The sequence below is a fragment of the Actinokineospora bangkokensis genome (assembly GCF_001940455.1).
Classification (GTDB): Bacteria; Actinomycetota; Actinomycetes; order Mycobacteriales; family Pseudonocardiaceae; genus Actinokineospora; species Actinokineospora bangkokensis.
Genome location: NZ_MKQR01000016.1, coordinates 56,915 through 72,488, shown reverse-complemented (window position 1 = coordinate 72,488; position 15,574 = coordinate 56,915). Strand labels below are relative to the sequence as shown.

The 15,574-nt window shown below is 75.2% G+C and carries 11 protein-coding genes; 5 read left to right on the top strand and 6 right to left on the bottom strand.

The features are described from left to right. The first annotated feature begins 183 nt into the window (after positions 1–183). Positions 184–1,785 (top strand): PucR family transcriptional regulator, encoded by a 1,602-nt coding sequence (locus BJP25_RS14925; RefSeq protein ID WP_075975527.1) that lies wholly within the window; start codon positions 184–186, stop codon positions 1,783–1,785. A 46-nt stretch (positions 1,786–1,831) separates the two neighbouring features. Here BJP25_RS14925 and BJP25_RS35555 read toward each other — a convergent pair whose 3' ends face one another. After that, the gene (locus BJP25_RS35555; protein ID WP_143219088.1) at positions 1,832–3,061 is read right to left on the bottom strand and encodes a lytic transglycosylase domain-containing protein; all 1,230 of its coding nucleotides are present in this window, start codon (positions 3,059–3,061) and stop codon (positions 1,832–1,834) included. A 195-nt stretch (positions 3,062–3,256) separates the two neighbouring features. Between BJP25_RS35555 and BJP25_RS14915 the strand changes: the two genes are divergently transcribed. Next, complete coding sequence (locus tag BJP25_RS14915; protein WP_075975525.1) at positions 3,257–3,826, top strand: cupredoxin domain-containing protein; 570 nt, start codon at positions 3,257–3,259, stop codon at positions 3,824–3,826. Between the two features lie 507 nt (positions 3,827–4,333). Here BJP25_RS14915 and BJP25_RS14910 read toward each other — a convergent pair. Beyond that, positions 4,334–5,251, bottom strand: a complete 918-nt coding sequence (locus BJP25_RS14910; RefSeq protein WP_075975855.1) for a DUF1996 domain-containing protein — start codon at positions 5,249–5,251, stop codon at positions 4,334–4,336. A gap of 208 nt (positions 5,252–5,459) precedes the next feature. Here BJP25_RS14910 and BJP25_RS14905 point away from each other — a divergent pair, with 208 nt between their 5' ends. The 3 genes from BJP25_RS14905 (at position 5,460) to BJP25_RS14895 (ending at position 9,595) form a co-directional block, all read left to right on the top strand. Continuing rightward, positions 5,460–7,223, top strand: coding sequence for a discoidin domain-containing protein (locus BJP25_RS14905; protein ID WP_084794023.1), 1,764 nt, complete (start codon positions 5,460–5,462; stop codon positions 7,221–7,223). Further along, positions 7,223–8,239, top strand: a complete 1,017-nt coding sequence (locus BJP25_RS14900; protein WP_075975524.1) for a LacI family DNA-binding transcriptional regulator — start codon at positions 7,223–7,225, stop codon at positions 8,237–8,239. The genes BJP25_RS14905 and BJP25_RS14900 overlap by 1 nt, the downstream gene beginning before the upstream one ends. A gap of 165 nt (positions 8,240–8,404) precedes the next feature. Further along, positions 8,405–9,595 (top strand): tetratricopeptide repeat protein, encoded by a 1,191-nt coding sequence (locus BJP25_RS14895; protein WP_075975523.1) that lies wholly within the window; start codon positions 8,405–8,407, stop codon positions 9,593–9,595. 123 nt (positions 9,596–9,718) lie between these two features. On the opposite strand, the gene BJP25_RS14890 is transcribed toward BJP25_RS14895, so the two are convergent. From BJP25_RS14890 to BJP25_RS14875, 4 genes are read right to left on the bottom strand one after another with little or no spacing between them, the layout of a single operon-like run. Further along, positions 9,719–10,162 (bottom strand): hypothetical protein, encoded by a 444-nt coding sequence (locus tag BJP25_RS14890; protein WP_158075652.1) that lies wholly within the window; start codon positions 10,160–10,162, stop codon positions 9,719–9,721. Continuing rightward, positions 10,159–14,565, bottom strand: a complete 4,407-nt coding sequence (locus BJP25_RS14885; protein ID WP_075975522.1) for a DUF6531 domain-containing protein — start codon at positions 14,563–14,565, stop codon at positions 10,159–10,161. Before BJP25_RS14885 ends, BJP25_RS14890 begins: the two co-directional genes overlap by 4 nt. Next, positions 14,562–14,876, bottom strand: coding sequence for a type VII secretion target (locus tag BJP25_RS14880; RefSeq protein WP_075975521.1), 315 nt, complete (start codon positions 14,874–14,876; stop codon positions 14,562–14,564). Before BJP25_RS14880 ends, BJP25_RS14885 begins: the two co-directional genes overlap by 4 nt. Next, entirely contained in the window at positions 14,873–15,334 is a 462-nt protein-coding gene (locus BJP25_RS14875) for a YbaB/EbfC family nucleoid-associated protein (protein WP_075975520.1), read from the bottom strand. Before BJP25_RS14875 ends, BJP25_RS14880 begins: the two co-directional genes overlap by 4 nt. Between the last annotated feature and the right edge of the window lie 240 nt (positions 15,335–15,574).

Genomic DNA, 15,574 nt, shown 5'->3' with positions numbered 1-15,574 from the left:
GGCTTCCGGTTGCCCGATAACGCGAACAAAGATCGTCATTCGGGCGCGGTCGCGTCGTTGCACCGGGTGCAGGTACGACAAACCGGTGGGGACGACGCGGTCCCCGCCCGCGGTCGGCGCCCGTCGGGCGCCCGGTGCGGTCCCCGGACCGCAGACCGCACGCGCAACCGAAGGAGCGGGGCAATGTCCGTCATGCTGAGTCACCTGCTCTCCGTCGGCTTCTTCGCCGACCACACCCTCGTCGGGGCCGAGTCCGCCCTGCGCACCGTCGTCGGCTCGGTGGTCGCCGCGGCCACCCCCCGGGCGCTGGCCGACGCCGCCCCCGCGGCGCTGGTGGTGTTCCCGCGCGCCGCGCTGCACGCCGAGGACGTCGGCACCGACCTGGCCATCCGGGCGGGGGCCCAGCGCTCGGTGGCGGGCCTGGTGCTGCAACGACCACCCCACCCCCTGCCGCTGTCCACCCGGGCGCTGGCCGAGAAGAGCGGCGTCCCCCTGGTGCTGGTCGACCACGTCGAGACCGACCGGCTGGTGCCCGCGATGGACCGCTACGTGCGCACCCCCGACACCTCCGGCACCGGACCGCTCGGGCTCATCGCGCACCGGCTGCGCGCCGCGGGCACCGACCCCGAGCAGATGCTGCACGTGGTGTCGGCGACCCTGCACCACCCGGTCGGCCTGGTCGACCCGACCGGCCGGGTGCTGGCGGGCGACGTCGCCCCGGACGTCCCGCGCTCGGTGCCCGACGCCCGGGCGCGCCTGCGCGCCGCCCGCCCGGCGCCGTGGGTGCGCGCGGCCGGGGAGGAACTGCTGGTGGCCCAACCGGTCCAGCTCACCCCCGCGGGCCCGGCGAACCTGTGGCTGGTGGCGGTCGTGCCCGCGGGCGACTCCACCCGCGCGCACACCGCCGCGCTCTCCCTCGGTGTGCTGGCCTGGGCGTTCACCGCGCACCTGGCCACCACGGCGGTGGAGTTCGAGCGCCGCGGGCGCCGCCAGGAGGTGCTGCTCGACCGGTTGGTCGACGAGGCCGAGGCGCCCCGGCGGCGGGTGCTGGAGCGCGCGACCGCGCTGGGCTGGCGGCTGGCGGGCACGCACACCGCCGTGCACGTCACCACCCGCCGCTCCAGCGCCACCGCGCACCCCGCGGTGGTGGGCGGGCTGCTGCGCGACTGCCTGGTCGAGCACGGCATCGGCGTCGACCCCATCGCGCACCGGCCGGGTTGGTCGCTGTGGACGACCGCACCGGACGGCGCCCCCGACACCACCGCGCTGCTGCGCCGGGTGCGGGCGGCGCTGCTCGCCGTCGAGCGGGAGCACCCCGGCCTGCGGCTGTGCGCTGGCGTCGGCACGCCCGGGGAAGGCGTGCCGGGGCTGCGGCGGTCGCTGGAGGAGGCCCGCCAGGCCAGCCTCGTCGCCGCGGCGCGCGACACCGAGGGCGCGGTGGAGCAACTGGGCGAGGACAACGTCAAGCGGCTGCTGGCGGACCGCTTCACCACCGGTGTCCAGCACGAACTGGCCGCGCAGCTGCTCAGGCCGCTGCTGACCGCGGACGCGGGCGGGCAGCTGGTGCTGACCCTGGCCTGCTACCTGGACAACGAGTCGTCGGCCACCGCGACGGCGGGCGCGCTGGGGGTGCACCGCAACACCGTGCTCCAGCGGCTCGACCGGATCCGCTCGCTGCTGTCGGTGGAGTTCTCCGACCCGGACGTCCGCCTGGCGCTGCACCTGGCGGTGCGGTTGGTGCAGGTCGGGTCACCGGAGGCCGACCGGGCGCGGCAGGCGGGGTGAGACGGCCGCGGCCGGGTCGGGCGCCGTGCCCGACCCGGCCGCGGCGTCACCCGGCGCAGGTCTGGTCCGCCTGCTCCGGCGGTGGCCCGCCGACCAGGCCGCCCACCAGCCCGCCGACCAGGCCCAGACCCGCGTCGAGCACACCGCCCACGGTGCACGCGACGGTGCCGAGCGGGTCCGGTGCCTGCGGGGTGGTCGGCGCAGGCGTTCCCGGTGGGACCGTGCCGGGCGGGGGAGTGGTGGTGGGCGGGAACAGCGGGGGCAGTGGGCTCGGCGGCGGGGTCGTGGTGGTCGGCGGCGCGGGGGTGCTCGTGGGCGGTGGCACCTGCGTCGCGGGCGGAGGGGTCTCGGCGCCCGGCGGCGTCCCGGGGGCGGGTGCGCCCGCGGGGGTCGTGCCGTCGTCGGCCGGGATGTCCGTTGTGCCAGTGGGGAAGGGACCCGTGGCGTCCGGGATCGGTGTGGCGCCCGCGTAGCGGGACATCCACGACAGCACGAGCGCGAGGTAGGACTCCGAGCGGTTGTAGCTCAGGATCGCCGACCGCAACCCGCCCGCGGTGGTGAGGTCGCGCCCGCCCGCGCAGAGGTAGCGGCCCGCCGCGGCGGCGGCGTCGAAGACGTTGTGCGGGTCGGCGGCGCCGTCGCCGTTGCCGTCGGTGCGCCACCGGCGCCACGTGCCGGGGATGAACTGCATCGGCCCCACCGCGCGGTCCCAGGTGCTGTCGCCGTCGAGCAGCCCGCCGTCGGTGTCCCGGATCGCCGCCACCCCGGGCTGCCCGGCGAGCACCGGCCCCAGGATCGGCCGCACCGTGCGCCCCGTGGCGTCCACCCGCCCGCCGCGCGCGTGCCCCGACTCGACCTTGCCGATGGCGGCCAGCAGCGCCACCGGCAGACCGCACCGCGGCTGCTCCCACGCCGACCCCGCGACCGCGCGCTGGTAGGCGGCCAGCACCGAGGCCGGGATGCCCGCCACCTCCCCGCCGACCACCGGCGCCCGCGCCACGAACCCGGCCCGCACCACCGGTCCCGCCGACGTGCCCTGCGCGACCGGCGCGTCACCATCGGCCCCCACGGGGCGCGGCCCCGCGGGCGGGTCGACGGCCGCACCGCGTTCCGGGACCCCCTGGCGCGGCGACAGGGGGGCCGCGGCCACGGTGGACTGCCGGTCGGGCGCTGCGGCGAGCCCGACGGCCGACAGCGCCACCAGCGCCGCCCCCACTCGCGCGGCCCGGCCGACGACCCCGCGGGCATGTGCCCAGCTCTGCGGATTCCCAGTCATGGCAAGCAGTAGAGCAGCGCCACGGCCCGCTGGGATGCCCGCTGCCCCGATGGGCAGCGCTTGGCGCACCCGGGGGCCGAGGGCGGCTCGGACCGTCCAGACCGCCCACACCGCTGTCCGCGAGGGCAGTCGGGGCGTGGGCCGAGGCGCTTAGCGTTGATCGCGCCCGATGCGCGGGCACCGGAAGGAGATGCCGTGCGTGTCCTCCTCGCCTTCGTGGCCTGCTTCCTGCTCTGCGCACCACCCGCGTCGGCGCAACCGGCGTTCGAGATCGCCGTGACGGACGATTCGACCACCGTCGCCGCCGACAGCCCGGCGACCTACCGCGTCACCGTCCGCAACCCGTCGGACGCCCCGGCCACCGCCGACGTCGAACTGACCCTGCCGGTGGGCGTGCGCCTGACCGGGGTGCAGGACGGCGGCACGAGCCCCGAGCCGTGGCTCGCCATGTGGGCGCTCGACGTCCCGGCCGGCGGCGCGATGACGGTGGCGGCCACGTTCGTCCCCGGCCCACCGCGCCCGGGGGCGACGGGACTGGCCGCTTCGGCGTGTGTGGTGCGTGAGCATGTGCGGGTGTTGTGCGCGACCGATACGAACCAGGTTCCTGGGGCGGAGGATGGTCCGCACAACGCTGCCAGCGGCGAGGAGGGTGAGTCTGGGAACGTCTTGGTGCTTGTTGTGTCGCTGGCGGCTGTGGTTGTTGCTGCTGCGGGGGTGTCTTTGTGGCGCGCTCGGCGGCGGGTGGCGGCTGAGAGTAGGGTGTGAGGGGTCGCCTCGCCTTCGGCTTCGGCGTTGGAAGAGCGCGGGATTTTCTTTGCTGGCTCGATGTGGTGGTTGCGCTTGACCGGGGCCCCTGCGGCGATCATGTGCTCGGGGTGGGGAAAAGGTGAGGCCTGCGGCCCCACCCCCCCGCCGTGGGTAGCACATGATCGCCTTCCCCGGTCAAGCACAACCACCGCATCGAGCAGGGCCGTAGCCGGGCCGGCGGTTCCGTGGGTGGGCGCGCTGCTTTTGGTTTGCACACAGGGCAACCACCGGCCAACCGGCGGCCCGGCTACGGGGGTGCTCGATGCGGTGGACTTGTTTGGGTGGGGTAGGCGATCATGAGCTACCCTGTCCGGGTTGAGCGGGGCTCTTTTGGCCCCAGCTTTTCCCGCTCTCTCAGCTCATGATCGCCGTAGGGGCCCCACCCAAACGGGTCCACCGCATCGAGCCGGCCACGAAGTCCCGCGCTCTTTCACCCCCGCGGAACTCCTCAGCGGCAACCGGGTCTCACGGCCTGCCAGGCAGGCGGTAGTTCGCGCCCAGCACCGCACCGCGGTCGGGCTTGTACAGGTCGAAGCCGCGGCTGTCGCACTGCAAACCGCCGTTGATGCAGTGCGACACCAGGGCCGCCAGGGTGGGCTCGTCCCAGGCGTTGAAGAAGTCGTAGTGCCAGGAGTAGCCGCGGCCGCTGGCCAACCGCACCGAGGACATGTCGCCGTCGACCGGGAACGCGATCTTGAACTCCAGCATCGGCACCGGCCGCGGGTGGGTCGCCGGGCAGGCGCCGCCCACCGGGTAGGCCATGTGCGACCTGTGGTCGGCGGAGTCCAGGTGCAGCCCGTCCCAGCAGCTCGGGGCCTGGTAGCGGATGTTGAGCTGGGTGCCCGCCGGGCAGGTGGCGGGGATGTCCCAGTTGTGGAAGCTGTCGCCGCACTCCCAGCCCTCGACGGCGCCGGGTGCGGTGCGGAACTGGTCCTGGGTGGCCATCATGTCGCCGACGACGTAGCGCAGGCCCGGTGGGAAGGGGCGCACGGTGGTGTAGTCCTGCACGCCGGACTTGTAGTAGATGGTCTGCCGCCACGTCGACAGGACGGGGACGCCGCCCTTGGACACCGTGGGGAACCAGTAGGCGGACAAGTCGTCGGGGTTGAGGCAGGAGGTGGCGCCCACGCCCGCCGCGCGCAGCGAGTCCAGGGTGCTGTTCGCGTTCGTCGAGGTGTTGCCGACGAAGGTGTGGTCGTGCGACGCGCCGGGCTTGCCGGGGTAGACGATCGGGTCGTCGGCCTTGTGCTGGGTGACCAGGCAGTTGACCTGGAACTCGTGGTGGGTGACCAGGTCGTCGGCGGCGGCCGGGCCGACCGCCACCAGCGCGGCGGCGGCGGCCGCGCCGACGGCGGCGAGCACCAGGGTGCGTGTTGCGGGCACGGGGTCCTCCAGGGTGTGGGACACCCGGCCGCCGGGCGGCGACCGGGCCAACCTGGGAGAGCGCTCTCCCATCCAGCGTGGGCCGCCGCGGGCCACCATGTCAAGCCGCTGTTGGTGAGGGGTTGACACCGGCGCAACGTGGCCGCAACACTCGATGCGGCGGGAGAGCGCTCTCCCACGATCTCCCCCCACCCCGCGAGGAGTCGCCATGTCCCGTGGTGCCCGCACGCGCCCGCCCACCCTGCTCGCCACCGGTCTGCTCGCCACCACCCTGCTCGCCGCAGGCCTGCTGACCGCCGCCACCAGCCCAGCCGACGCCCAGCCCGTCCCCACCGCCGCCGCCGCGGACAAGGTCGCCGTCACCGGCGGTCCCGGCGCCTGGCAGCTCACCGTCAACGGCCGCCCCTGGCAGGTCAAGGGCCTGACCTGGGGCCCGGCGGTGTCCGAAGCGGCGTCCCGGATGCCCGACCTGCGCGCGATGGGCGTCAACACCATCCGCACCTGGGGCACCGACGCCACGTCCCAGCCGCTGTTCGACGCCGCCGCCGCCAACGGGGTCCGCGTCGTCGCAGGCTTCTGGCTGCAACCCGGCGGTGGTCCGGGCAGCGGCGGGTGCGTCGACTACGTCACCGACACCACCTACAAGTCGACCATGCTGGGCGAGATCACCAAGTGGGTCACCCAGTACCGCGGCCACCCCGGCGTGCTGCTGTGGGACGTCGGCAACGAGTCGATCCTGGGCATGCAGAACTGCTTCTCCGGCAGCCAGTTGGAGGCCCAGCGCACCGCCTATGCGAAGTTCGTCAACGAGGCCGCGCGCACGATCCACGGCATCGACCCCAACCACCCCGTGACCTCCACCGACGCCTGGACGGGGGCCTGGCCCTACCTGAAGGCGAACGCGCCCGACCTCGACCTGTACGCCGTCAACGCCTACGGCGCGGTCTGCAACGTCAAGGCCGACTGGCAGGCGGGCGGCTACACCAAGCCCTACATCGTCACCGAGGGCGGGCCGCTGGGGGAGTGGGAGGCCGCAGCCGACGTCAACGGCGTGCCCGGCGAGCCCACCGACCTCGCCAAGGCGCAGGGCTACCGGGACGCGTGGCGCTGCATCACCGGCCACACCGGTGTCGCGCTCGGCGCCACGCTGTTCCACTACGGCACCGAGGGCGACTTCGGCGGCGTGTGGTTCAACCTGTTGCCCAACAACGAGAAGCGGCTGTCCTACTACGCCGTCCGCGGCATCTACGGCGGTCAGGGCGCGGCGAACACCCCGCCGGTGATCTCGTCCATGGCACTGCCGCAGACCACCGTGCCCGCCGGTGGCACGTTCGCGGTGAACGCCTCGGTGTCCGATTCGGACGGTGACCCCATCTCCTACACCATGGGGTACAACAGCAAGTACATCAACGGCTCCGGCGGGATCATCTCCGCCGCTTTCACCGGCAGCGGCTCGTTCACCGTCACCGCGCCGCAGGCGCTGGGGGTGTGGAAGCTCTACCTCTACGCCCGCGACGGCAAGGGCAACACCGGCATCGAGGCCCGCTCGATCCGCGTCGTCGCACCGCAGGTGCCGGGCACGAACCTCGCCAAGGGCAAGCCCACCACCGCGTCGAGCTACCAGCAGCAGGGCGACGGCGCCCCCTACCCGCCGTCCAACGCCACCGACGGCATCGCCGCGACCCGCTGGGCGAGCGACTGGAGCGACCCGCAGTGGATCCAGGTCGACCTCGGCCAGGTGCAGGCGTTCCGGCACGTGCAGCTGATCTGGGAGACCGCCTACGGCAAGGCGTACCGCATCCAGGCCTCCGACAACGGCACCGACTGGCGCGACGTGCACGCCACCACGACCGGTGACGGCGGCGCCGACGACGTCGACGTGTCCGCGTCCGGCCGGTACGTGCGCGTGCTGGCCACCCAGCGCGGCACGGCGTGGGGCTACGCCCTCTACGAGTTCGGCGTGTACCGGTAGTGGGGCGCGCGGCGCCGTCGCGGGCGGGAACCGCGAAGCGGCAACCCACCCTGGAGGACGTCGCCAGGGCGGCGGGGGTCTCCCGGGCGACGGCGTCGCGGGTCGTCAACGGCACCCGCAACGTCGACCCGCACCTGCGGAGCCGGGTCGACGAGGCCGTGCTCGCCACCGGCTACCGCCCCAACCAGGCGGCGCGGGCCCTGGTCACCAAGCGCACCGACGCGGTCGCCCTGGTGCTCTCCGGGGCCCACGACGCGACCCCGGCGCAGGTGTTCGCCGACCCGTTCTTCGGCCGGGCGGCGGGCGGGGTGGTGGCGGCGCTGGGCGAGACGGGCCGCTACCCGCTGCTCGTGCACGCCGACACCGGCGCCGCCCGCTCCGACGTGCTCACCGCGCTGGCCGAGGGCTCCCTCGGCGGCGCGCTGATCGTGTCCACCCACCCGGCGGACCCGCTGCCGGTGGCCTGCGCCGAGGCGGGCCTGCCCGCGGTGACCTTCGCCCGCCCGGCCCGGGGCGCCGCGCTCCCGCACGTGGACCTCGACCACGCGCGGGGCGGGGCGCTCGCGGCCGAGCACCTGCTGGCGCGCGGCCGCCGCGGGCTCGCCACGATCACCGGCCCGCTGGACGTGCGGGCCAGTCGGGAGCGCCTGCGCGGCTTCCAGGGCGTCGCGGGTGCCTGCGCGGTGACCGAGGGCGGGTTCACCCCGGCCAGCGGCGAGGCGGCGATGGCCCGCCTGCTGCTGGACCACCCGGGGCTGGACGGCGTCTTCGCGGCCAACGACGTCATGGCCGAGGGGGCACTGCGCACCCTGGCGGCCGCGGGCAGGCGCGTCCCGGAGGACGTCGCCGTCATCGGCTTCGACGACAGCGCGACCGCCCGCACCACCAGCCCGCCCCTGACCACCATCCGCCAGCCGGTCGAGGACATGGCCGCCGCGATGGTCACCCTGCTGGGCGAACCCCCGTCCCGGGCCCTGCTGTTCGACCCCGTCCTGGTCGTCCGCGCCTCGACGTGACCGCCCGCCAGGTCCCCGCGGTCGTCTCGCTGGGCAGTGTGGACTGACGGGGGAAGCTCGTGCGGACGTCCACAGGGACGTCGAAGGGGCAAACAAAGCGGGCATCCGCCCCGCCCGACAGGCGCGCCGCGGACCCACCTGCGGTGGCCGGGCATCCTGGTGGGGATGACGACCGAAGCGGAGTTCACGGCCCGGTTGGCGGCGGCCTCGGTGCTGGGCGCCACCGGCAGGCACGCCGAGGCGGCGCGGGCGTACCGGCTGCTGGCCGACGAGTGCGCGCGCGACCTGGGCGCCGAGCACCCGGACGCGCTCCAGACCCGGGGCGAGGCCGCCCGGTGGCGCGGCAACACCGGTGACGTCCCCGGTGCGCGCGGGGAGTTCGAGCGGTTGGCCGCCGACTGCGCGCGGGCGCTCGGCCCCGACCACCCCACCACCGTCGCCACGCTGGGCAACCTGGGGTACTGGCGCGGCGAGGCCGGGGACGCCGCGGGCGCGCTGCTGGCGTTCGAGGACCTGCTGGCCACCTGCACCCGCCTGCTGGGCCCCGAGCACGCCCACACCCTCGCCGCGCGCAGCAACGTCGCCACGTGGACGGGGGAGGCGGGCGACCCGGCGGGGGCGGCCGCGCTGACCGGCGCCCTGCTGGAGGACTCCCTGCGGTTGCTGGCCCGGGACCACCCGGCGGTCCTGGGCACCCGGAACAACCTCGCGCGCTGGCTCACCGCGGCGGGCGAGACGGACGCGGCGCTGGCGGCCTACTCCGCGCTGGTCACCGACTGCGTGGAGGTCCTGGGCCCCCAGCACCCGCGCACGCTGGTCACCCAGGCCAACCTCGCCGCGGCGGCGGGCGCGGCGGGCCACCACGCCCAGGCCACCGCCATCCTGGAGTCCCTGGTGGCCCACCACACCGCCACGGCGGGCCCCGACCACCCGGACACCCTGGAGACCCGCGCCCAACTGGCCCACCAGCGCGGCCTCACCACCCCGGTCGAGGCCGTCAGCGCCCTCGCGGCGCTCCTCGACGACCGCACCCGCCTCAGCGGCCCCGAGCACCCCCACACCCTCGACACCCTCGCCAAGCTCGGCTTCTGGCAACTGCGCGCCCACGACCCCGGGGCGACCCGCACCTACGAGACCCTGCTCGCCGCCCACACCCGCGTCCTGGGCGCGGACCACCCCCGGACCCTGCGGACCCGCGGCGACCTCGCCCTGGCCCGCGGCGCCACCGGCGACGCGGCGGCCGCGGCCAAGGCGTTCGCGGACCTGGCCGACGACACCGAGCGCCTGCTGGGCCCCGACCACCCCCAGACCCACGACGCCCGCGCGGCCCACGAAGCCTGGCACGCCCGCACCTGACCGCCGTCGTCCACTCCGACCCACGACCGAACCGCCGCGGCCGAGCCACGCGTCGCCCGCCGGAAGCCCCGCGCGGGTTCAGCCGTGACGCGCCTGCGGCCAGGGGAACCCGCAGGCCGACCCCTACGCGGCGGTGCCGCTCACCGGGGCGTCGAGGGCGACGCGCACCACGACCCCCGAGGTGGAGGTGGCGACCAGGTCGGGGCCGTCGACCACCAGGTCCAGGAACGGGTTGTGCTCGGCGAAGTAGCAGACCCACACCAGCGACCGGTCCGCCGTGAGGCGGGCGAAGAAGCCCTCGGAGCCGTGCGCGCCCTCGCCGCCGACCACGAGGCCGCCGGGGATCGGGACCTCGCGCTGGACGTCGACGGCGGTGACCCAGTCCGGGTCCTCGGCCAGCACCTGCGCGAGGTCGAGCTCCTCGACCACCGCCAGGCCGCCGTCGACCACGTCGGCGGCGTAGGAGCGGCCGTCGGCGAAGAAGACGCCGTCCTCGATGGGCAGCCTGCCCTCGGCCCACAGCCGCTGGATCGGGGTCACCGGGGTCATCGGGGTCATCGAGGTCACCGCCGCCTCCGCCTGCCGCCGCCGCACCCGGGGGGCAGGGACGTGGGTCTGTCGTTGAGCCCGGTGTTGGGCACCGGTTCGCCGTTGAGCCGGTTGCGGGGGTCGTTGAAGCGCTCGCGGAACTTGTCCGCCCAGGTCTTGCCGGTGGTGGAGTCCGGGTGCGGGGCGTTGGGGTCGACCCGCTGCACCCCCACCGGCACCCCGGCCTCGCGGGCCGCGTCGAGCCTGCGGTTGTCGTAGCTGACCAGCTGCCCGTCGACCTCCATGACCCGCACCGGGGACTCGTCCCAGCGCCAGTCGCCGTTGCGCATGGCCTCGGCGTACTCGTTGGCTGTGATGGTGCGCTGGGAGAAGTTGATGGTGTTCGGGTCCAGGAACTCGATGTCGGAGGTCTCGGTGAGGCCGAGCGCGTCGGTCCAGCCGGTCGGGTTGTGCACGTAGCCGTGCGGGGACGGGCCGCCGAACAGGCCCAGCGGGTCCGGGCTGGTGTAGCGGGCGGCCAGCGGGTCGTAGTAGCGCAGGTAGTTGTAGTGCAGCCCGGTCTCGGCGTCGTGGTACTGGCCGGGGAAGCGCAGCGGGGTGTCGGCGGTGCCCGACCGGGCCGCGGGCACGCCCCACAGCGTCGACTCCGCCCGCCACGCCTGCGCGCCGGTGTCGTCGAGCAGCTCGGTCGGGGTGCCCACCAGGTCGGTGACGATCGCGTAGAACCGCTGGTCGACCCAGCCCTGCCCGGTGTCGGCGCGGTCGAGCTGGGTGATCGGGCGGAAGCTGTCCTGCTCGAACTCCCAGGTGGTCGCGCGGCCACCGGAGTGCACCTGCTCGGCGAGCACCGACCCGTCCCAGGTGAAGTCGGTGCGCTCGACGACGGTGCTGCCGGTGCTGCCGGTGCTATCGGAGCTGTCGGGGCCGCCGGTGCTGTCGGGGCCCCACCGCAGCTTGGCGATCCGGCGGCCCAGCGGGTCGTGCAGGTACGACCAGCGGGTGCCGTCCGGGGTGCGCACGCCCACCAGCCGGTCGTCGGCGTCCCACTGGTAGTGCCAGGTGTCGGGCTTGCGGGACAGCCGCTTGCGCTGCCGCAGCACCACCCGGCCCTGCCCGTCGTGCTCGTAGCGGGCGTCGCCCGCGGTGCGCACCAGGGTGCCGGTGTAGGACGAGTCCCCGGTGACGACGTTGCCCGCCGCGTCGTAGGCGTAGCGCTCCTGCCAGCCGGGGCCGTCGACGGCGGTGACCCGGCCCATCGGGTCGACCTGGTAGTCGCGGGACGGGCCCGCGGTGTCGCGGACGGCGGCGAGGGTGTCGTCGGGCAGGTAGGCGAACTGCCTGCGGCGCAGCTCCCGCCCGCCGACCCGGGTGGTCCTGGCGACGAGCCGGTGGTTGGCGTCCCAGGCCTGGGTGAGCTGCACGGCGCCCACCGACCGGCTCACCTCCTGACCCGCCGGGTCGTAGGCGAACTCCACCGACCGGCCCCCGGTGCCCAGCGCCACCGGGCGCCCCGCGGCGTCGTAGGACCACGACGCCTGCGCGCCGGTGGGCGTGCGGCGCAGCACCCGGCGGCCGAGCGGGTCGTAGGCGGAGGTCACGGTGCGGCCGTTGACGGTCTCGGTGAGCACCCGGCCCAGCGCGTCGTGCGTCATGACCAGCTCGGCGTCGCCGTTGCGGGCCCGGGTGAGCCTGCCCAGCTCGTCGTGCTCGTAGGTGGTGACCGCGTCGCCGCTGCGCCGCTCGACGACGTTGCCCAGCGCGTCGCGGGTGAAGGTGGTGACCTGCCCGGCGCCGTTGACCCGCTCGACGAGCCTGCCCGCGGCGTCGTGCCGGTAGGCCAGCACCCTGCCGTTGAAGTCGACCTCGCGCACCAGCCTGCCCGCGGCGTCGTACTCGTAGTGCCAGACCAGGCCCTCGCCGTTGGTGACCGAGGTCAGCCGCAGGGCGCGGTCGTAGCCGAAGCGCACGGTGGTGCCGTCCGGGCGCACCTCGGCGGCGGGCAGGTTGAAGTGCGTGCTGCTGACCCGGCGGGTGCGGCCCGCGGCGTCGACGTGCTCGACCTCGTTGCCCTCGGCGTCGTAGCCCCAGCGCTCGGTGCCGCCGTCCGGGCGGGTGCGGGTGAGCGGGCTGCCCTCGACCGTCCAGGTGTACTCGGTGCGCCCGCCCACCGGGTCGACCACCGCCGCGGCCCGGCCGAACGGGTCGCGCAGGTAGCGGGTGGTGGCGCCGGTCGGGTCGGTGACCGCGACGGGCAGGCCCGCCCCGTCGGTCTCGATCCGGCGCACCCCGCCGAGCGCGTCGACCACCGAGCGGCGGTGGCCGCGCTCGTCATAGCCGTAGGAGGTGACCGCGCCCGCCGGGTCGGTGGCGGCGACGAGGTTGCCGCGCTCGTCGAAGCGCTGCCGCCACACCCCGCCGTCCGGGGCGACGAACGCGGTGACCCGGCCCTCGGCGTCGTGCTCGGCCAGCGCGCGGGCGCCGTCCGGGCGGGTGGTGGCCACCAGGTCGCCGGACTCGCCGTACTCGAACCGGGTGACCCCGCCGAGCTCGTCGGTGCGGGCCACCAGCCGGTCCTGCTCGTCCCACTCCTGGCGCACGGTGCCGCCGAGGGGGTCGGTGCGCGAGACCAGGCGGCGGCGCGCGTCGTGGGTGTAGGTGGTGGTGGCGCCGAGCGCGTCGGTGAAGGTGGTGCGGTCGCCGTCGTAGGTGAAGGTGCCGTCGAGGAAGCCGCCGGAGCCCTCGTTGCCGACGCAGCGGCCCTCGGCGTCGTAGCGGTAGCGGTACCACTCGCCGTTGCGGTCGGTCCACTGGGTGATCCGGCCCGCGTGGTCGTAGGCGAAGCGCATCGGCCTGCCCGAGGAGTTGTGCACCTCGGTGAGCCGGTCGCCGTCGTAGCCGAAACGGGCGATGGTGGCGTCGGCGCCGCGCAGCCGCAGCGCGGTGACCCGGCCGCGGTCGCTGCGCACCTCGACGTGGTAGCCGCCGCTGTGCCGCACCGCGGTGGGCGTGCCCGCCGCGTCGCGGTCGAACTCCACCCGGTTGCCGTTGTCGTCGACCAGGGCGCTGAGCAGGCCCGATGGCGCGAAGCGCAGGGTGCGGCCCGACCCGCGCAGGCGCACGGCGTACCCGTCCGCGGTGCGCGACAGCGGCCAGCGCGGGCCCACCTCGGGCAGCACCGACCCCTCGACGGGCGGCGACGGGTACACCAGCACCACGCCGTCGTCGGCCAGCAGCAGCACGCCGCGGGCGTCGAACTCCAGCCGCTGGTCCAGCGTGGACGCCCAGGACGGCCCGAACACCCGGCCCGCGCGGTAGGAGGACACGTGCGTGCGGTTGAGCACCAGCGGCAGCACGCCCGGCAGGTCGACGTCGGTCTGGGCGAGCACCATCTCGCCGGTGATGACGTCGATGGGGTCGTTCTCGCACACCCGGTCCGGTTCGGGGGTGCGGGTGTCGTTCGGGTCGGCGGGGCGGTTCGGGCTGGTGTCCGGGGAGCTGCCGGGGCTGCTCGACCCGGACGGCGACGTGCTGCCCGAGGGGGTGACGGCGTCCGGACCCGCGCCGGACGGGCTGGTGGGGGCGTCGCCGCCGCGCACGGTGGGGGCGTCGGCGTGCGGGGCGCTGGGGGCGGCGCTCGACGGGGTGGTGCCGCCGGGGGCGTCGGCGCGGCGGGCCAGGCCGCGCAGCTTCTCCATGATCTCGCCGAGCTTGTCGACGACCTTGCGCAGCCGCGGCGTGACGTTGCCGATCGTCTTGACCAGCTTGCGCACCAGGTCCGCGATCCGGTTGGTGACCCTGGCGACGGTGGCCGAGGCCTGCGCGACGATCACCGGGGTGGCCAGGCCCAGGGTGGCCACCGCCTCCAGCGCCCAGGTGATGAGCTTGCCGACCACCTCGGCGACCAGGTCCCTGATCAGCTCGCGGACCGCGGCGACGACCTCGCCCATGATCATCACACCGGCGGAGACGCCGTCGGCCAGCGCGCCCGCCCCGGAGATCGCGTCGGCGGCCTCGGCGCTGCCGCGGCGGAAGGCGTCGGCGGCCTCCCCGCGCCACTGCTGGGCACCGCCGCCGCCCTCGCCGCCGAGGTCGCCCGCCACCCCGCCGACCTCGGCGGCGATGTTGGCCCAGGTCTCGGAGAACGAGCGGATGACCGGCGGGTCGCCCGCGAACCAGTCCAGGGCGTCCTTGAGCGGCTGCACGTGCTCGATCAGCCAGGACACCCCGTAGGAGGCCACGGTGCCGACCGGGTCGATCACCATGGACAGCACTTCCAGGCCCACGCCGACCGCGCCGATGCCCGCCTCGACCCAGTCGCCGCTGCTGATGCCCGAGGCCAGGTCGGTGCACGCCTCGGCGATGCCGATGCCGGTCACGGCGGTGGTGTCGGACTTCGGGGCGGCCACCAGCGGGTTCGTCATCGGACCATCCCGTCGAACCGGCTCGCCTCGGACACCTCGTTGGCGTCGTAGGCCCGCGCCGCGCCGCGCACCTTCGCCGCGTGCTCGGTGACCGTCTCGCCCGCCTGGGCGAGCGCGTCCACGCCCAGCTGCTCGAACGGTTGCAGCAGCGCGGCGAACGGCTGGCACACCACGCCGTAGGCGCTGTCGTTCATGGCCACCGACCGGGCGGCGTCGGTGGCCGTGCGCAGCCGGTCGGCCAGGCCGTCGACCCGGCCCGCGAGGGCGTCCAACTCCCCGGTGAGGACGCCGTAGCCGTCGGGGGCGGTCATCGCATGAAGCTCCGATCGCTGAAGTCGCCGTCGTCGTCCGGCCCGTCCCGTCGTGGACGCGGCCCAGCGCCGCCCAGTTCCCCACCCGGGTCCTCCGGCGGCGGGAAGTTGCGCTCCGCCGTCGCCACGATGTGGCGCCCGGCCTCGGTGTCCCCGACCGTCTCCCCGACCACCCGCGCCAGCTCCGCCGGGTACCGCGACTGCGCGTCCCGCATCGCCGCCAGCACCGCCGCGGCGATCTCCTGCGGCTGCATCCGCGACACCCGGTCGGTCATCTCCACCCCGCTCGGGATGCCGTTCGACCCCACGGTCACCCGCACCGCCCCCTCCGCGGCCGACCCGGTCAGCGAGATGCGCTCCACCTCCTGCCGCATCGCCTCGTAGCGCGCGGCCTTCTCCACCGCGTCCCGCTCCCACTCGTCCACCAGGCGCTGGACGTTGGCCAAAGGATCCGACATGACGTGCTCCTGCCGCACCGACCGCCGTCCGGGGGTGGACGACGTGGCCAAGATACGGGTGGGGGGCGACAGAAGTGGCGCATTCGCGCACATCGGGCGCGTGTGGGTGTGTCTTCGTGGGCTCGCTTGAGGGGCCGCTCGCGTGGGGGCCTGTCCTCGGGGGCCGCGAGTGTGTAACTCGGTGGAGGCGGAGTCAAGGGCGCCTTCGGCGTCGCTTCGCGATGGGCTTCGCCCACCCTG